Raw genomic sequence first — 18,399 nt, forward strand, 5'->3', positions numbered from 1 at the left:
CTTGCCGGTGAAGCATGTGGGCGACGCGATCGATCCTGTAGACCGCTGTTGCCTTGCCCGCGGTGGCGTTCCAGCCACTTATACGCCGTCTTGCGGCTGATGCCAAAGTTGCGGCACAGCGCCGCGATATTGGCGCCTGGCTGCTGTGTCAGCAGGACAAATTCCAGTCGGGTAGACATGAGGGTGGTTTCCTTCCAGGGCATTGCACGCTCCAGTTCGTGGCGGTGCAATCATCATAAAAGGTGTTACCCATGTCTCCCGACAAGTGTTACCTATGTGTCCCGGCTATACACCCGTCGGGTCTGACCCCGGATGTCGATTGAGTCGTAGGTCGGATTAGCGGGGCGGAGCCCCGCGTAATCCGACAACATTGTGGGCGAAGGCCGCTGGTGATGTCGGCTTGCGCGCTTTGCGCTAACCCGACCTGCGCATCAATTCAGCAGGTTCTGCGCGATGATCGTGTCGGCGATCTTCTCCGCCTCATCCACGGGCTGGCTCAGGGCCTTGGTGGTGTACAGGGTCGAGGCGACCATCGGCTGGTCCAGGGTTGCGCCTTCGCCATGGCTGGTGTCGACCGTCACGGTGGTCGACAGGCCGATGCGCAGCGGGTGGGCGGCCAGTTCCTGCGGGTCCAGGGTGATGCGCACGGGCACGCGCTGCACCACCTTGATCCAGTTGCCCGTGGCGTTTTGCGCCGGCAGCAGGGAAAACGCGCTGCCCGTGCCGGCCGACATGCCCAGCACCTTGCCGTGGTACACCACCTTGCTGCCATACAGGTCCGTTTCTATCGTCGCGGCCTGGCCCACGCGGATGTTGCGCAATTCCGCTTCCTTGAAGTTGGCGTCGACCCACAGCTGGTCCAGCGGCACGATGGACATCAAGGGCGTGCCCGGCGTCACGTGCGTGCCCAACTGCACGCTGCGCTTGGCGACATAGCCTGAAACGGGCGCGAGCACGGCGTTGCGGCGCACGGCCAGCCACGCCTGCAGCACGTCGCCCCTGGCGGACAAGACGGCCGGATGGCTGGCCAGATGCACGCCGGCCACGCCGGACTTGGCCGATTCCGCCTGGCGCTGCGCCACGGCCAATGCCGCTTTCGCATCATCGACGGCCTGTTTCGCATGCACCAGGTCCTCGCCGGAAATCGTGTGGTCCAGCGCCAGCGGCGCGCGGCGCGCCAGGTTGCCCTGCGCCGTGGCCAGGGCCAGGCGGCGCTGTTCGATGACGGCGTCGTACTGCGCCACGCTGGCATAGCGCTCGCGCTCCTGGCGCACCACGTTGCCGAGGCGCGCTTCCGCCTGGCTCAGGGCCAGGTCCGCATCGATGCCGTTCAGGGTGATCAGGGGCGCGCCCGCTTTCACCATCTGCGTCTCGTCGGCGCGGATTTCATCGACATTGCCCGTCACTTGCGCCGACAGGGTGACCATATTGCCGCCCACATAGGCGTTGTCCGTGATTTCTTCCTTGGCCAGCACCAGCTGGTAATAGGCGCCCCAGGCCACGCCCGCCACGAGGAAGGCGGCCGTGATGGCGCTGAGGACAGTCTTGCGCTTGCCCGGCTGGTCAGGCGTGGCTGCAGTGGAAGTGGAGGAGTTATCGCTGCTCATGATGTGTTCCGTAGTCAAATGTTGGATTTCTTATTGCTGGGCGCTGGCGGCAAAATCGCTGCTGCCCCGGTAGCCGCCGCCCAGCGCCACGGTCAGGCTGATTTCCGCGTTCTGGCGCTGGTTTTGCAGCTGCATGCCCAGGTCAACCTGGCCGCGCACGGTCATTTCCGCGTTGAGCTGGCTGGCGCGGTCGGCCAGTCCCTGCTGCATGCGGGCATTAGCGTTGCGCAGCTGCGCCTCGGCGGCGCGCAGATTTTCCTCCTGCAGGCGCAGCTGGTTTTCCACGCCCTGCACCTTGGCGCCGGCCTGCGCCACGTCGCGCACCACGTTAAAGACATTCTGGTTGTAGTCGGCGATCAGCGCATTGCGCTCGCTGCGCGCGCCACCGAGCTGCGCCTGCAGCCGGCCGCTGTCGAACAGGGGCAGCGACAAGGCGGGGCCGATGAACAGGGTGCGGCTGCCCGACTCCAGCAGCTTGCCCAGCTTGATGGCGTCCAGGCCGAACGACGCGCCCAGGTCGATATCGGGATAGAACGACGCCTGCGCCGCTTCGATATTGCTCAGCGATGCCTGCACCCGCCAGCGCGCCGCCTGCAAGTCGGGGCGGCGCGCCAGCAATTCCATGCCCAGCTTGCCGGGCAGGGCGTGCGGCAGCGGCTGCGCCTGTTTCGGCTGCAGGCTGGCAAGCGCCGAGGCATCCGCACCCAAGGATGTTCCCAACAGCGCGCGCAAGGCTTCGCGCTCCGTGATGATCTGTGTTGCCAGCAAGGCAATTTGTTGCTGCAGCAGGCTCAAGCGTGTTTGCGCGGACAGATGGTCGTCGCTGATACCGAGGCCATAGGCGATGCGCTTTTCCTTGTCGGCCACCAGCTGGCGCTGCAGGCCGACCAGCGCCTGCAGGTTGTCCATGCGGGCCCAGCCGCTTTGCATGCTGAAATAGTGGCGGGCGATCTCGGCGGCCAGCATCTGTTCCGCCATCGCGTACTCTGCGCGGCGCGCATTGACTTCGCCCAGGCTGGCGGCGATCTGCGCCTTGTGCTTGCCCCACCAGTCCAGGTCGTAATGGGCTTGCACGCCCACCGTCACCTCGTTGTAGTAATTGCCGCCGATGGGGGCCGGCATCAGGCCGTTGGCGGAATAGCGCTGGCGGCTGGCATCGGCGCCCATTTCCAGCGTCGGGCCGCGCTGCGCATGCTGCAGGTCAAAAGCAGACAGGGCCGCGCCGATGCGGGCATTTGCCACCGCCAGGCTAGGGCTGGAAGACAGCGCGTTGTCAATCAGCCGGTCCAGCTGGTCGTCGTGGAACTGATGCCACCACCGGGCGGCGGGCCAGCCTTCGCTGGCCAGGTGGATGTCGGCCGCCAGTTGCACCTTGGCCAGGTCTTGCTGCGGCAGCACGTGGGTGTCGGGTGGAATGCTGGCGCAGCCGGCTAAAGCCAGGCTCAACGTTAATACGCTCAGGGAAAGTTTCATAGGTGTGTGCATGAGGGTTATTCCATCGCCGCGTGGTCGACCACGACAGGCGCATTCTTCTTCGGTGGTTTGATCAGGAGCAAGAGCGGCAGCACGAGGATGGTCAGCCACATCATCATCCAGAAGTCGTCGAGGTAGGCGATCATCGATGCCTGCCGCGTGATTTCGCCATTCAATGCCGCCATGCCCGTGCTCGTGCCCAGGTTGTAGACGCTGGCGATGGCGGGGTCGTGCAGGGCCGGATTGGCGATGTTGATGTGCTCCGTCAAGGAGGCATGGGCGATCTGCGTATTGCGCACCAACAAGGTTTGCACGAGGGCGATGCCGATGCTGCTGCCGATATTGCGCACCAGGCTGTAAATCGCCGTGCCTTCCGCCCGCATCTCGGGCGACAGGGTGGCGAACGTGGCCGCGCTCAGGGGCACGAAGACGAGGCCCAGGCCGATGCCCTGAATGATGCCGTTCCACACCACGGTCTTCGGCACCAGGTCCAGCGTAAAATTGGCCATCTGCCACAGCGAGAACGCGGTGATCGAAAAACCCACGCCCAGCAGGATGCGCGTATCGATTTTCCCCGTCAGCTTGCCGACGATTAGCATGGCCAGCATCGTGCCCAGGCCGCTGGGCGCCGTCACCAGGCCGGCGATCGCCGCCGGGTAATTCATCAAGCCTTGCAGCATCGACGGCGTCAGCGCGCGGGTGGCGAACAGCACCAGACCGACGATGAAAATAAACAGCAGGCCGCTGACATAGTTCGCGTTTTTCAGCAGGCGGTAGTCGAGAAAGGACTTGCCGGCCGGACGCAGGGCCGTGTGGGCAATGAAGTAGCACAAGCTCATGGCCAGCACGATGGCTTCGATCCACGTTTCCGTGGAAGAAAACCAGTCATTCTGCTCACCCCGGTCCAGCAGCATCTGCAGCGCGCCGATGGACAGGCTCAAGGTGGCGAAGCCGAACATGTCGAAAGTCATGCGGCCCTTGGGCGCATCCCTGCGGATGTAGCGCCAGATGCCATAGAAGGCCATGGCGCCGATGGGGATGTTGATGAAGAAGACCCAGCGCCAGCTGTAGCTGTCCGTCAGCCAGCCGCCCAGGGTGGGTCCCAGGATGGGGCCGATCATCACGCCCATGCCCCAGATGGCCATGGCCGAGCCGTGTTTCTCGCGCGGATTGATGTCCAGCAGCACCGCCTGCGACAGCGGCACCAGCGCCGCGCCGAACACGCCTTGCAGCAGGCGGGCGGCAACGATTTCGGAAAGCGTGCCCGACAGGCCGCACAGCACGGAGGCGAGGGTGAAGCCGGCCACGGAAACGAGGAAAGTGTTTTTCTGGCCGAAGCGGTCGCACAGCCAGCCGGTGAGCGGCGTGGCGATGGCGGCGGCAACGATGAAGGAGGTCAGCACCCAGGTGATCTGGTCTTGCGAGGCGGACAGGCTGCCTTGCATGTGGGGCAGGGCGACGTTGGCGATGGTGCCGTCGAGCGCCTGGATGATGGTGGCAAGCATGATCGAGATGGTGATCATGCGCCGGTTCAGGGTGGGATCCTGTGAAGCGGGCAGCGCCGGTGCGGCGCTGGCTGTGGCCGAACTCATGCGGATTTCTCCGTGGCCGCCTGTAACGCTTCCAGCAGCTCGGTGGCCGCCAGCAACTGGATCGGGTCTATGCCTTGTAGCAGTTCCTTGCGGAAACCGTCCGCTTCCTTGCGCACGGTTTCATACACCTGCATGCCCGCCGCGGTCAGCACCACCAGCTTGACGCGGCGGTCCGTTTCCGACGGCTGGCGCTGCACGAAGCCCGATTTCACGAGCCGGTCCAGCATTGACACCATGGTGGGGTTTTCCACCCCCAGCTGGTGTGCCAGTTCGCTTTGCGAGGGCGGCTGCGGCGATTTGGCGATCATGGCGATGGCCATCCAACTGGCTTGCCCCAGGTCCAGTTCCTTCAGGCGCCGGTCGATCGCATGGCGCCAGCCGCGCGCCGTCTTGTGGAGCGCGGCGGAAAAGCGCTCTTCGATAGAGGTCATAAGGTGAGTCGTCTAATAGTTAGGGGTCGAACTAATATTCTAGCATGCCGCCCGGCACGATGTGCGGGGCTTTCCCATTTCCGGCGCGGCTGTTACATTGGCAGCCAGTCCATCATTTTCAGGAGACAGCATGACGACCGCAGAACAGCAGCAGGAAGGCCAGCACCGCGACAGCAGCGACTTTGTCATCACGCAAACTTTTGACGCGCCGCGCGAACTGGTATTCAAGGCATGGGTCGAACCGGAGCGCCTGGCGCAATGGTGGGGGCCTGTCGGTTTTGAATTGAGCGTGCTGGCACTCGACCTGAAGCCGGGCGGCGTATTCCACTATGGCATGCGCGCCGAGAATGGCTACGAGATGTGGGGCAAGTTCACCTACCAGCAGATCGAGGCGCCGGAAAAAATCGTCTCCATCCTGTCGTTCGCCGACAAACAGGGCAATGCCGTGCAGCACCCCGTCAGCGCCACCTGGCCGCTGGAGTCGTTCAATACCATGACCCTGACCGAGGAGGACGGCAAGACGACGATGACCTTGCGTTCCACGCCGCACCAGGCGACAGAGGAGCAGCATGAGACTTTCAAGCAGGGGTTCGAGTCGATGAAGCAGGGGTTCAAGGCTACTTTCGGACAGCTGGCCCAGTATCTGGCGCGGGTGCAGTGAGTGTTGCTTCGGCACTTGAGTGGCTTGGTGTTTGGCCTCTCGATGGCAAAGACCGGTTTGATACAGTTGGGCTTGGCAAGCATCGAGAAACCGATTCATGGGTGGTCGGCACCACCCTCTAACGTCTGCTTCGGGGCGGCATCCGCTAACGACGGCAACCGGCCAGGAGCAGACCTACCCCTTCACAAATGTTGAGAATGACAAATGACGTACCGCCCGGCATCTGATCCAAAAATTCATGAGCTTGTATCCGCTCTGTACACGGAAAGATGGACGAGTTCGGCCAGTGAGCGGCGGAGCCAGCTATTAAGAAAGGCGGGCCACACTCCCGGGCCCGGGTAGCCTTTGTCCGAGCCTCGGGCGTGTTCTTGCTGCCGCTGCCTGTTTGTGCCGTTGCCTGTTTGCGTTTTTTTGGGGCGTCTGCTTTCGCCCCAAAGCAGTCGTCCGCGATGACGAACGCATGGCAACTTTACCGTTGGGAGTCGAACAGCGTCATCGCTTGAAAATGGTTTCGTTCGACTGCCCAGTCACGGGGAGTTTTGCCCCCAGCGTCTGGTACGGACGGATCAGCGCAGAAATCAAGAAGCAGTTTCGTCAGGGCGGGAACTGGTGAGGCGTCAGCGTCACCGCTATCATATCGCCGACAGGCGTCCTCGCACTCAATGTCCACTGCAATGTGTAATGCGGTCGCCATCCCTACCTCTGGGTCTCTGGCATTAACGTTCGCGCCTTGCTCAAGCAAAGATCTCGCGGCCTTAATGTCCATTTGTTCAATTGCTGCATGGAGAGCGAACATTTGCAAAGGTTCCTATATTAACTAGCCCTTAATCGAAAGTCGGTTACCTCAACTGATTAATTGAACGTCCGCTTGTGGCCGTTCTCTGCCGGTCGCGCCAGCATAGCATGTTGCCGTTGCGAAAACATCATGGTCTGCCCTGACACGCCGTTGTCGCCCCGAAGCGGCCGTTCGATCTTGCGACAAAGCTTGGTAGCTGCAAAGTTCTAAACTGCATCGGAAGCATCGTCAATCACCGTGATCATGTGTCTGCCATACGATGTATCGGGACAGCAAGCACGAAGCTCCTCAAGGAGTTTGTGCTTGGTGTCCGGCATTGCAGTAGTAATGATCAGCTTGACGAAGGAGTGAAGGGTGTTCGACTCGGCACGGCCGATGAATGTACTGATCAAGGGTGTGATGAGATCAACGAAATCGAATGCAGCAATAATTTTCGCTGCGACGACCCGCTCCCTCCATCCTTCACTGGAAGTGAGAAGCTCGCAGATTTTCCAGGCGTCGGAAATTGCCACCAGTTGTTCAATCTTGCTGGCCGAACTCGTCCATCTTTCCGTGTACAGAGCGGATACAAGCTCATGAATTTTTGGATCAGATGCCGGGCGGTACGTCATTTGTCATTCTCAACATTTGTGAAGGGGTAGGTCTGCTCCTGGCCGGTTGCCGTCGTTAGCGGATGCCGCCCCGAAGCAGACGTTAGAGGGTGGTGCCGACCACCCATGAATCGGTTTCTCGATGCTTGCCAAGCCCAACTGTATCAAACCGGTCTTTGCCATCGAGAGGCCAAACACCAAGCCACTCAAGTGCCGAATTGATGGCGTCGTTAGAAACAGATACGAGCACATCTGTACCCCCCGCTGGAATCAATGTGTGTGCTTGCGTGCCACTCCCGCCAAAAATCTCTGCCTCCACATAAGCAACTGGTCCGTGAACACTAAGCGCTGAACATAGGCCACGCAAGACTGGCGGTAGCTCCTCGATGCCTTCATCTGTCAGCGGTAAAAAAGGGAGACCCAGGAGCTTTCTTGCCGTGCTCCCAAGGGCAATCATTTCTATGCCCCCATCGAGCTGGAGCACTTCCATTCCATTGGCAAGCTCCGCGGCAAAAGTCCCTTGTGCAGCAAGGATGGCTTGAATCGAATAACTCATACGTGTGGCCAATAGGTTTTAGATTGTTGACATTGATACGTCTGCTTTTGGCCGCTTTCAGTCAACCTCACTTGCTAGAAAACTATCCTACACTCCACGGCGCCATGCACGGTTGCTACATCTCTCTACATACTCCTGGCACCCAGTACCTGGCACACTGCATCAGTTCATTTTTTCGACATTTGACCATCTGAATGCACCAGTACGCCTTGCTCGTTGAACTGCTCAGTACTCAGCAGCTCGCCTTTCTCATTGTAAACTAGCCGAATGTATAGCTTGCCGTTACGGTGGTAACTGTTTTGCACACCTACGGGCAGACCATCGCGCCATTGCCCTAACGACTCCAGCTTGCCGTCGTCAAAATATGTAGTCGCGACTCCATGTTTGCGCCCATTTGCATCGAGCCTTACCTGTGATCCGATATTGCCATCGCTATCATAATCCCTGTAATCACCTACCATCTTGCCTGAAACAAAATCAGCGGCATCGGTCTGTCCGGAGATTCGCACCACGTCGCGTCTTATCGTATCGAAGATCTCCACCTTCCAAGTACCGGGCAAGGCTGCTTTCGGCAAGGGCAACACCAGCAGATAAGGCGAGCGCTCCTTGACCTGCGGCATGAGCTCTTCGTCCAAGTACAGACGCGCCTTATCGTCGAAACAAGAGCTGGGGCCGCAACCGGCAATCATGCGTGCAAACGGTACCGCCTCCTCGCCAGTTTTCCCTACAGGGCAGTCAAACAACGTCACGGCCATTGGTGTCTTATCGTGGATCCGTTGGATGAGTCCGGATCTGAGGTCCGCATATTCGTCTTCGTTCTCGAGCATTCCCTCCTTCATGCGCAGCTGATTGCCACCACATGCAGTAGCTTCCGCCACGGTGAGTACCTCGGCACCTTCGCTGTCCTGCCCGCTAGAAATAGCCGTAAACACATGCCGTTGAATAATATCGGCATTCGCAGTCATTGGCCAAAGGAGCATGGCACTTAACGCCATGCATATCATCTTCTGATTTATCAAGCACATCTCTAAACAATACGCCTCTAATAATAATGGTTGGGGGGAGCCAATGAGTGCTTTCCAATGTCCGCTTCTGGCCACTAGCTGAAGTCCAGAGGATGAAAATCCGACATTGCTTGACGCAGCAAAGGACGAGTATATACGTCTTCATCGCTACCAATTACTTGCCCTGGCTGCACATACTCGCCTTCATCAAAGGCTTGATACACCGCCCAGGTATAGGAAGGAAAATCTTCAGGTGGCGGCCGTGTGGCACTTGGCTGAGCGACCGATACGGTGCCTGCAGGAACCCCTCTCGTTTTTTCATTTGCCGTCAGCGCTACTTCACTTGGCGCAGCACTTCGAGGATGGCGTCAATGACGGCTTCCGGCTTATCTGCGTGTATCACGTGGCCGGCCCCAGGCACGACACGCTGCGTGCCGCGCGTGGACAGGGCGGCGATCTCTTGTTGAATGGCGGCATTCTCATCTTCCATCGCCTTGTTCAAGGCGCTCTGCGGCTTTCCCGGGACGGCATAGGGGCTAACGCCGCGTGTCAGCACCACTACCGGCAGATCACCGAACGGACGTCGATGCTTGCGTAGTTGGTCGTCGCTGATATGGATTGCTTCCCATTCGTCGATGGTGGCACGCCAGTAGGCAGGCTTGCTCGTCGCAGCCGCCACGGCCGCCCCCAGCGCGGGACCGTAGCTGTCCGCCGGATTGCCGATGCAATTCATTTGTTCTTCGCTGCCGGCCTTGAAACCCTTCTGGGCGGCGGCCAGGCAATAGTTGTTCTGCTCCTTTACCATCGCGTAGACCTTGCTGATATTGCCTTGGCTAGCCTTGTCCAGGCGCCGGGTTTCATCTTCGTGTTGCGGCTCGACGAGCACCAGTCCCTTGACCGCTGCCGGGTAGCGGTAGGCGTAAACCTGGACGTTCGCGCCGCCCAGTGAATTGCCCACCATGACATAGGGCGGCTTGATGCCAGCACCGGTCAACAGTTTGTGCAAGTCATCGACGACGTTCTCTGCAGTATTGCTACGCTGTGCCGGCTCGCTGAACCCGAGACCCGCGCGGTCATACACGCAGGCGCGCGTGTGCCTGGCGATCTCGGGCTGCACCTTGAACCAGTTCCAGCCGGCCTCGCCCGACGGCGCATCGAATACCACCGTGATCGCGCCTTGCCCGCTGCAATATAGATGCATCTTGCGGCCACCGATGTCGACAAGCTGATGCGGCTTCGCAAAAACGTCTCCGGCAGCCTGTTGGGCCGTTGGTGCAGCGAACGAGGAAAAGGAAGATCCGCCAGCCAATACCAACATTGCCAGTCCGGTCAAGTGTCTGCTCATCGAGTGATTCCTTTATAAAGGCGAAAAAACATGCAAAACTTCCGTTGATCCTGAAGTGACCTGAGGACTGCTTTTATCAATCAGGACTCGAAAGCTAGTTATCTCTGTACAAATAGTCTGGCCCCCCCGGGAGTGGCCATCACTCATCCCGCTCGGCATCGCGCTCGCGGCAGCTCAGCGACGCATAGTGGGCCTTGGGCACCTTGTTCCTGATCGCCACTTCGCGCAATGCCTGCGCAAAATCAACGTTTTCGGTGAGGGTGCAGCGGTTGGCGCGGGCGAACTGTTCCAGCTTGTGCGTGCTGCCGTGCACTTTCACGGTCACGCCCGCGCCAGGACTCACGCAGCAGCCTATGTATTGCGTGATGTATTCTTCTTCGATCAGCACCAGTTCGTGGCCCAGCAAGCTTGCCGGTTTCCTCAGCAGATAGTAATCGGTGTAGTCGTAGCGCTGGTTGGGTTTCTTTCCCAGCAGACCCGCATGCACATAAGCCTCGATGGCCTTGCCCGAGGTGCCCGTGCGTTCGCTCGTGCCTTTTTTGAGCTGCAAGGCATGCAGCAGGCCGCTTTCCAGCTCCTGCATGGTGGCGGCGCAGGCCAACGGGAAGCACGCCGCAAGCAAGAGGCAGGCGATAGTGTGACGGAAGTTGACAGGTTTCAGCATGTGCTTATGTTGGAGTTTGAAGGTTGCTCAGATGGCTCAGGCTTCGATATGCCGCACAGGAACGCCGTGCAGAATGGCAGCCTCGTACACGCGTTTTGCCAGGTTTTCATCGTCGATGAGCAATACCCTGTTGCTCAGTAGATTGGTTGGCAGGAAATGCACTGTGCTGCTCGGTTCTTCCAGCACGGTCAGGCCTTGCTGGCGCGCTTGGGCGGCAATGCGGCGCGCCTCCTTGGCCTCAAATTGGCCCAGAGGGAAAAGCTTGCATCCGTGCAGCCGCGTCGTGACTTGCTGGATCGACAGTGGCTTGAATTCCTCAATCGTCTTTCTTGCGGACAGGCGCTCCTGTGCCGATCCGCCAGGGACGGAAAATTGCAGCGCAAGTCCGGTATGCTGGCTATTGATGTGCGTCAGTCCCCAGCCTGGCTGGGAACCGTCCCATAGATATTGATACGGGTGCAAGTCGTCGGCTAGCGCCATGTTCAAGGCTGCATCCCCAGCATCTGCCGTATCACCGGCAAGATCAGCTGCCATGCGTTCGAGGTCGCGGCGATCTCGTCGTAATGGCTGGCGCCGGGCAGGATCAGCACTTCCGCATGGTCGCCGGCCAGCTTGGCCTTGGCCGCGTAGTCGTGCGCCACGCGCGGCGGGGAGATGGTGTCGAGCTCGCCCGTGGCCAGCACGGTGCGGCTGCCGTTGGGCATCAGGTCGGCGGCGTTGGTGTCGCTGTAGATGTCCGGGCGGTCACTACTGGCGCTGCCTGCCAGCTGCGCGATGTCGCGCTCGCAGCTGGTCTTGATCAAGGCTTGCTCGTGGCGCAGGTCGGCCAGTCCGCCCAGGCTGAGGATGTTTTTCACCGGCAGATACTGCTCGCGGTACAGGGGGCTGCCCTTCGGCAGTTTTTCGCGCCCCGCGATCCACTGCACCAGCTGGCCGCCGGCAGAATGGCCCATGGCCACGATGCGGCTCGTGTCGAGCTGGTACTGGCTGGCGTGCTGGCGCAGGCTGTCGAGCGCCGCGTGCATGTCCTGGTAGGTGCCCGGATAGCCGCCGCCTGGCTCATCGACCCGGCGGTACTCGACATTCCACACGGCGATGCCTTGCGCGGCGAGGGCGCCGGCCACGTTGTGCATCTGCGCGATGCCGCCGAACTCCACCGTCCAGCAGCCGCCATGCACCAGCACCACGACGGGAAACGGCCCCGCGCCGCTGGGACGGAACAGCTGCGCATATTGCGACGGCGCCGCGCCATAGGCGAGCTGTACAGTGGGCGCGGGGCCGTGCAAGGCCAGGTAGTCATCCAGGCTCATGGGAGCGGCGACGGTACCCTGGCTGCAAGCGAGCAGGGCGGTGGCAATCAATGAGGACGGCAGGGACATGGTCATGACGGCTTGTGCTTGAGGAAAGAGCAATACTCTAGCATAGGCAGGCGCCACTGCCGGCGCCGGACGGTGAAGGTGCGCCGCTTGCCGGCGTGCAGGCGACAGCGGCGGTGTCGGCGGAGGCGGAAAGCTGCTCTTTTCCCCATGAAGAGCCTTGCCACATGGTATATTCCGGGCATCAGTTTTCCGCTTATCGACACGGTGCAGCCAAACAACATCATCACATTACTGGACGCCGAGCATAATGCGCTGGGGAGCATCGCGGCCGGGGTCGACCTGGCCCATGCATTGGAACATTTATTGCTGGCGCTGCAAGGCCAGGCTGAGGACAGCGCACATGCCTGCCTCGTGCTGATCGACGAGTCCGACCGCTTTTGCGGCCTCTCCGCACCCAGCTTGCCACAGGACCTGTGCCTGGCCCTGCGCCACGGCGGCGAGCAGCCTTCACCGTTCGGCACGGCGGCCTTTTCCGGCGCGCCCGCGTATTGCGGCGACATCACGCGCGACCTGGGCTGGAGCGCGGGCCGCAAGGAAGCCTTGCTGCACGGCTATCGCGCCTGCTGGGTTGCGCCCGTGTTTGGCGCCAGCGGCCATATCCTGGGCGTGCTGGGCATGCTGTTTCCCACGCCATGCCATCCCACCCAGCCCGAGATCGAGCTGCTGGCCGTCGCCGCCAGGGTCGCCTCGCACGTCATCGAGCGGGGCCAGCTGGAACAGCAGCTGCGCGACAGCCGTGAACACTTTCACTACGCCATAGAAATGAATACCCAGGTGCTGTGGACGGCCGATGTCGACGGCAAGCTGGACTATGTTGCGCAGCGCTGGCGCGAATGGACGGGTGTCAACGGCTTGGGCACTGGCTGGCTGGATGCCATCCATCCGGAAGACGTGCCGCAGTCGCTGGCGGCCTGGAGCGAATCCGTGGGCAGCGCTCAGCCTTTTGATGCGGAAATGCGGGTGCGCCGGCAGGACGGTTTGTACCGCTGGGTGCATTCGCGCGCCTATTGCCGGCTAGATGCGTCTGGCAAACCGCTGAAATGGTACGGTTCCTGCGAAGACATCGATGAACACTGGCAGGCGCGCAATGCCTTGCTCGACAGCGAAGCGCAATTCCGTTCGCTGGCATCGACCATGCCCAACCAGGCCTGGCTGGCGCATGGCAATGGCACCACCTACTGGGTCAACGAGCAGGTTTGCCACTACACCGGGCAATCGCTGAAGTCGCTGGTCACCAGCGGTTTTCGCCATTGCGTGCACCCGGACGATCTGCTGACCACCCAGCACAGCTGGGAACGCGCCGTGTCCACCGCCAGCGCGTACGAGCACGAGTTCCGCATGCGCGGCGCCAGCGACGGCCAGTACCGCTGGTTCCTGGCGCGCGCCTTGCCCCTGTTCGACGAGGCGGGCACGGTGCTGCGCTGGGTGGGCACCAACACGGACGTGCAGGAACAAAAGAACGTGCTGGAAAAGATGGCCTATCTGAATTCCTCGCTGGAAGTGGAAATGGCCAACCGCACGGCCGACCGCGACCGCATGTGGCGCTTGTCGACCGACATCATGCTGGTGGCGGACTTGAGCGGCATGATCATCGCCGTCAATCCCGCCTGGACGAGCATTCTAGACCGGCCCGAAATCGAATCGCTGGGCATGGATTTCATCAGCCTCGTGCATCCGGACGACCGCATGGCGGCCTTGCAGGACCTGTCGCGCCTGGCCCATGGCGCGCCCACCTTGCGCATGGAAAACCGCTACCGGCGCCGCGATGGCGGCTACCGCTGGATTTCCTGGACGGCCGTGCCGGCGCAAAAGCTGATCCACGCCATCGGCCGCGACGTCACGGACGAGAAGGAGGCACGGCTGGCGCTGGTGCGCAGCGAGCAAGCCCTGCTGCAGGCGCAAAAGCTCGAATCGATCGGCAAGCTGACGGGCGGCGTGGCCCACGATTTCAATAACGTGCTGCAGATCATTTCCGGCAACTTGCAGCTGCTGAAACTGACGGTGGCCGACAACCCGCAGGCGGCCAGCCGCCTCGATTCGGCTGCCTCGGCCGTCGAGCGGGGCGCCAAGCTGTCGTCGCAGCTGCTGGCCTTTGCGCGGCGTCAACCATTAAAACCGCTGGTGACGGACCTGGGGCACTTGCTGCGCCGCATGCATGAGCTGATCCGCCGCGCCCTCGGTGAGGATGTTTTTGAGGAAACGTTCATCAGCGACGGCCTGTGGCACACGCTGGTCGACCCGAACCAGATGGAAAACGTGCTCCTGAACATGGCCATCAATGCGCGCGATGCCATGGACAAGGGCGGACGGCTGACCTTCACCTTGAGCAATGTCACGCTGGACGCCGCCTACGCCAGCCTGCATGCCGATGTGCTGGCGGGCCAGTATGTGCTGCTGACCATCACGGACACGGGCCACGGCATGGAGCGCGACGTGATCGACCAGATCTTCGAACCGTTCTTTACCACCAAGCGCGAAGGCGAGGGCACGGGCCTGGGGCTGTCGATGGCCTACGGTTTCATCCGCCAGAGCGCGGGGCACATCAAGGTGCACAGCGCCCCGGGTGCGGGCACGACCTTCAAGATTTACCTGCCGCGTTCGCTGGAAAAACTGGCCGAGCCGCCACCGGGGCTGGGCGGGCCGGTGCTGGGCGGCGGCGAAACCATACTCGTGGTGGAAGACGATGCCCCGGTGCAGCACACGGTGGTCGACATGCTGCGCGGCCTCGGCTATGAAGTGCTGCATGCGGACGATGGCGAATCGGCCTTGTCCCTGCTGCGCACGGGCGTGGCCATCGATTTATTGTTTACGGACGTGGTCATGCCCGGGCCCGTCAGCAGCAAGGAACTGGCGCAGCAGGCCAGGCTGCTGCTGCCGGAGCTGGCCGTGCTGTATACGTCGGGCTATACGCACAACGCCATCATGCAGGGCGGGCGGCTGGACCCCGGTGTCGAGCTGCTGAGCAAGCCTTACCGGCGCGAAGACCTGGCGCGGCGCCTGCGCCACCTGCTGGCCGACCGCCGCCTGGTGGGCGCGCCCGATCCGTCCGGACGGCGCATCCTGCTGGTGGAAGACAATGACGACGCGCGCGAAATGACGACGGAAATGCTCAACATGCTGGGACATACCGTGCATGGCGTGGCCAGCGCCGAGCAAGCCTTGCCGCTGCTGGCCATGCCTGGCCTCGATGTGCTGGTGACGGATATCAGCCTGCCCACCATGTCCGGCCTGGAACTGGCGCGCCATGCGCGCGAGCACTGGCCGCGGCTGGATGTGGTCTTCGCCTCCGGCCACGACTGGGGTGCCAGCCTGATGCAGGACGCCAGCGCGCGCTTCCTGCGCAAGCCCTTCAGCCTGGAAGAGCTGGCCGGCGCCCTGAAAGCGCGGCGTATCACGGATTGATCAGCGGTCCGGCGCCAGCAAGGCTTGCTGCAGCTGTTCGATGCTGAACGGTTTCACGAGAAAACGTGCGTGCGGGTCGCTGACGCCGGAGTTGGCCGGGGCGTGGCCCGTGGAAAATACCACTTCCAGCCGCGGATAGTCGCGCGCGGCGACCTCTGCCAATTCTGCGCCCGACATCTGCGGCAGGCTGATATCGGTCAGCAGCAGCTCCAGTCCCGGCGTGCCCAGCAGAGGCAGCGCTTCTTCCGCCGTGCCCACGGCCGTCACCGCATGCCCGAGCATGCCCAGCAGATCACCCGTCATGGCGCGCGCATCCGCGTTGTCTTCCACCAGCAAAATATTCCGCCCACCCGGCCGTGCGGGTGTGGGGGGCTGTGGCGCCAGCTGGGCGCGGTACTGCTGCAGCGCCGTCACGTGCTGGCCGTTGGCCAGCAAATGGCGGATGCGCCGCGCCAGGTCTTCGCACCGGTAGGGTTTGCTCAGCAGCTCGACGCCCGGCTCCAGCCGGCCACCCTGCATGATGGCATCCTGCGTGTAGCCCGAGGTAAACAGCACGGCCAGCTCCGGCAGCAGCAGCCGGGCCTGGCGCGCCAGTTCCGTGCTGGCTACCTTGCCGGGCATGACCACATCCGTAAACAGCAGGTCGATGGGGATGCCGCTGCCGACGATGTGCATGGCGCTTTCGCCATCGCTGGCGCGCAGCACGAAATAGCCGAGGCCGCGCAACATGTCCACCACCGTGGTCTGCACCTGTACGTCGTCTTCCACGACAAGGATGGTTTCCTTGCCACCCAGCACGGGGCCGCTCAGCTGCAGCGGCAGCTCGGTTTCCGCGTCCAGCGAGCGCGGCAGGTAAATGCGGAAGGTGCTGCCATGGCCAGGCAGGCTGTCCACCGTCAGGTGGCCGCCGCTCTGGCGCAGGAAACCATATGCCATGGACAGGCCCAGTCCCGTGCCTTCGCCTTCGCGCTTGGTGGTGAAGAAGGGCTCGAAAATCTTGTCCAGCAGTTCGGCCGGAATGCCCGTGCCCGTGTCGGAAATGGCCAGCTGCACGTAGTCGCCTGGCACCACGTCCGCATGGCGGGCCGCGTAGGCACAGTCGAGCACGCTGTTGCTCAGTTCGATGGTCAGCTGGCCCTGGCCCGCCATGGCGTCGCGCGCATTGATGGCCAGGTTGAGGATGACGTTTTCCAGCTGGTGCGGGTCGACCAGGGCGCGCCAGCTGTCGTCTGCCAGCATCATCCGCGTGTCGATGGTCTCGCCCGTGGCGCGGCGCAGCAGCTCTTCCATGGAGCGCAGCAGGTGGGCCAGGTCCGTTACCAGCGGTTTCAGGGGCTGGCGCCGGGCAAACGCCAGCAGCTGGGCCGACAGTTTCGCGCCACGCTCCACAGCGGCCGTGGAACTGGCGATGCGCTTGGCGGCCAGCGGGTCGTCGCCCACGGTCATCTGCAGCAGTTGCAGGTTGCCGGAAATAATTTGCAGCACGTTGTTGAAATCGTGGGCCACGCCGCCCGTCAGCTTGCCCAGGGCTTCGAGTTTTTGCGATTGCAGCAGCGCCGTCTCGCTGTGGCGCAAGGATTCCTGCATGCTGCGCAAGGTGCTTTCCGCCTCTTTTTCCACGGTGATGTGGCGGCCCGTGGCAAAAATCAGGTCGCCTTCGGCCGCGGCCACCCAGGACAGCCAGCGGTAGCCGCCATCGCGGTGGCGGTAGCGGTTTTCAAAGCTGGGCACGCTCTCGTGCGGCGCTTGCGCCACTTGCGCCAGGGCCTGGCGCGTGGCGCCCGCGTCGTCGGGCACGATGAAATCGAACAGGCTGCGGCCCAGCATTTCCTCGGGCAGCCAGCCCAGGATGGCGGCCGCGGCAGGGTTGACCGCGGTGAAACAGTGTTCGGCGTCAACGGCCACCATCAGGTCTTGCGCGCTGCGCCACAACCTTTCGCGCTCGCTGTTGCGCGCCGCCAGGTCCGCTTCAAGCTTCTTTTCCACGCTGATGTCGCGCGCGCTGCAATACACCTTGTCGCCTTCCGGCACGGCCACCCACGACAGCCAGCGCCAGCCGCCCAGCTTGTGGCGGTAGCGGTTCTCGAAGCGCAGCGCCGGCTGCCCCTGGCTGGCCGCATCCCAGGCCGCATAGGTGCGCGGCAAGTCGTCGGGATGGATCAGATTGAAAAACTTCGTCGTGCGGATTTCCTCTTCCGACCAGCCCAAGGTGGCTTGCCAGGCGGGATTCGAGTGCTCGAAGTAGCCGTCCAGGTTGAGCACGCCATGCAGATCGGGGCTGACTTGCCAGGTGCGGCCAAATTCGCGCGTGCGCTCGGCGATTTTGCGCTCCATGCCGGCATTGAGCAGACGCAGCTGTTCTTCCGCCTGGGCCCGTACGATGGTGGACCAGACGCGCTCCGACACTTGCACGGCCAGTTCGATCTCGTCCGCCCGCCACAGGCGCGCCGCGCGGCTGTGCACGACGAACAGGGCGGCCAGGCGGCCATCCTTGGCGATGGGAATGTTCAAAAAGGCACGGATGCCCAGGCGCGTAAAGGCGGCCAGCGTGGCCGGCAAGGCCGTGCGCGGATCGCTGGCCACGTCGCTGACGGCCACGGCCTGGCCGGCGGCCAGCGCGTCGGCCAGGCTGGCCGCATAATCTCCCAGGAAATATTCGCCGGCCGCGCCCGGTGCCAGGCCATCGCTCCACGCATGCTGCAGGGTAGGGGCATGCAGCGCCTGGCCGATGTCGAAACAGGCTACCTGCTGCGCGCCGAGGCGCTGGCCCAGCATCTGCGCGGATAAGGCGAGGATGTCGCCCGTGTCGTGCAGCGGGCGCAGCCGGCGCTCCAGTTGCAGCAGGAAGGCCACGCCGCTGGCGCCGCCCTGGCCATCCGGGTGCAGTTGCGTCGTCATG

16 protein-coding genes are annotated in these 18,399 nt (G+C 62.4%); 2 read left to right on the forward strand and 14 right to left on the reverse strand.

The genetic code is table 11. From position 1 onward, the window contains the following. From JaAD80_RS20930 to JaAD80_RS20950, 5 genes are all read right to left on the reverse strand, one after another. Window positions 1-179, reverse strand: a 179-nt coding sequence (locus JaAD80_RS20930; protein ID WP_258003112.1) for a helix-turn-helix domain-containing protein, incomplete at its 3' end; no start/stop codon positions are given. A 252-nt stretch (window positions 180-431) separates the two neighbouring features. Continuing rightward, window positions 432-1,607: an HlyD family efflux transporter periplasmic adaptor subunit gene (locus tag JaAD80_RS20935; protein ID WP_102296990.1), complete on the reverse strand. Its 1,176-nt coding sequence runs from the start codon at window positions 1,605-1,607 to the stop codon at window positions 432-434. 30 nt (window positions 1,608-1,637) lie between these two features. Continuing rightward, window positions 1,638-3,080 (reverse strand): efflux transporter outer membrane subunit, encoded by a 1,443-nt coding sequence (locus tag JaAD80_RS20940; protein WP_102296993.1) that lies wholly within the window; start codon window positions 3,078-3,080, stop codon window positions 1,638-1,640. Between the two features lie 17 nt (window positions 3,081-3,097). Next, a complete protein-coding gene (locus tag JaAD80_RS20945; protein WP_102296994.1) occupies window positions 3,098-4,672 on the reverse strand; it encodes a DHA2 family efflux MFS transporter permease subunit in 1,575 nt (524 codons plus the stop codon). Then, window positions 4,669-5,103, reverse strand: a complete 435-nt coding sequence (locus JaAD80_RS20950) for a MarR family winged helix-turn-helix transcriptional regulator (RefSeq protein WP_102296997.1) — start codon at window positions 5,101-5,103, stop codon at window positions 4,669-4,671. Before JaAD80_RS20950 ends, JaAD80_RS20945 begins: the two co-directional genes overlap by 4 nt. 130 nt (window positions 5,104-5,233) lie before the next feature. Between JaAD80_RS20950 and JaAD80_RS20955 the strand changes: the two genes are divergently transcribed. Next, a complete protein-coding gene (locus JaAD80_RS20955; protein ID WP_102297000.1) occupies window positions 5,234-5,764 on the forward strand; it encodes an SRPBCC domain-containing protein in 531 nt (176 codons plus the stop codon). 469 nt (window positions 5,765-6,233) lie between these two features. Here the strand turns inward: JaAD80_RS20955 and JaAD80_RS32045 are convergent, their stop codons facing one another. From JaAD80_RS32045 to JaAD80_RS20995, 8 genes are all read right to left on the reverse strand, one after another. Continuing rightward, window positions 6,234-6,560 carry an ankyrin repeat domain-containing protein gene (locus JaAD80_RS32045; RefSeq protein ID WP_102297002.1) on the reverse strand — a complete coding sequence of 109 codons (327 nt, stop codon included), beginning with the start codon at window positions 6,558-6,560 and terminating at the stop codon, window positions 6,234-6,236. Window positions 6,561-6,766: 206 nt separating this feature from the next. Beyond that, window positions 6,767-7,171, reverse strand: coding sequence for a hypothetical protein (locus JaAD80_RS20965; protein WP_146012461.1), 405 nt, complete (start codon window positions 7,169-7,171; stop codon window positions 6,767-6,769). An 82-nt stretch (window positions 7,172-7,253) separates the two neighbouring features. Continuing rightward, window positions 7,254-7,706, reverse strand: coding sequence for a hypothetical protein (locus tag JaAD80_RS20970; RefSeq protein ID WP_102297007.1), 453 nt, complete (start codon window positions 7,704-7,706; stop codon window positions 7,254-7,256). Between the two features lie 167 nt (window positions 7,707-7,873). Then, window positions 7,874-8,701, reverse strand: a complete 828-nt coding sequence (locus JaAD80_RS20975; protein WP_180979516.1) for a toxin-antitoxin system YwqK family antitoxin — start codon at window positions 8,699-8,701, stop codon at window positions 7,874-7,876. A 343-nt stretch (window positions 8,702-9,044) separates the two neighbouring features. After that, window positions 9,045-10,043, reverse strand: coding sequence for an alpha/beta fold hydrolase (locus tag JaAD80_RS20980; protein WP_180979517.1), 999 nt, complete (start codon window positions 10,041-10,043; stop codon window positions 9,045-9,047). A gap of 151 nt (window positions 10,044-10,194) precedes the next feature. After that, window positions 10,195-10,719 (reverse strand): hypothetical protein, encoded by a 525-nt coding sequence (locus JaAD80_RS20985; RefSeq protein ID WP_146012463.1) that lies wholly within the window; start codon window positions 10,717-10,719, stop codon window positions 10,195-10,197. Window positions 10,720-10,755: 36 nt separating this feature from the next. After that, window positions 10,756-11,253 (reverse strand): hypothetical protein, encoded by a 498-nt coding sequence (locus tag JaAD80_RS20990; RefSeq protein ID WP_146012464.1) that lies wholly within the window; start codon window positions 11,251-11,253, stop codon window positions 10,756-10,758. Beyond that, window positions 11,202-12,104 (reverse strand): alpha/beta hydrolase, encoded by a 903-nt coding sequence (locus JaAD80_RS20995; protein WP_102297017.1) that lies wholly within the window; start codon window positions 12,102-12,104, stop codon window positions 11,202-11,204. The genes JaAD80_RS20990 and JaAD80_RS20995 overlap by 52 nt, the downstream gene beginning before the upstream one ends. A gap of 141 nt (window positions 12,105-12,245) precedes the next feature. Between JaAD80_RS20995 and JaAD80_RS21000 the strand changes: the two genes are divergently transcribed. Continuing rightward, on the forward strand, window positions 12,246-15,500 hold the full coding sequence (locus JaAD80_RS21000) for a PAS domain-containing protein (protein ID WP_102297020.1): 3,255 nt from the start codon (window positions 12,246-12,248) through the stop codon (window positions 15,498-15,500). Here JaAD80_RS21000 and JaAD80_RS21005 read toward each other — a convergent pair whose 3' ends face one another. After that, on the reverse strand, window positions 15,501-18,398 hold the full coding sequence (locus tag JaAD80_RS21005; RefSeq protein ID WP_180979518.1) for a PAS domain-containing protein: 2,898 nt from the start codon (window positions 18,396-18,398) through the stop codon (window positions 15,501-15,503). Window position 18,399 lies beyond the last annotated feature (1 nt).

The sequence above is a fragment of the Janthinobacterium sp. AD80 genome, from assembly GCF_002878455.1.
GTDB lineage: Bacteria > Pseudomonadota > Gammaproteobacteria > Burkholderiales > Burkholderiaceae_D > Janthinobacterium.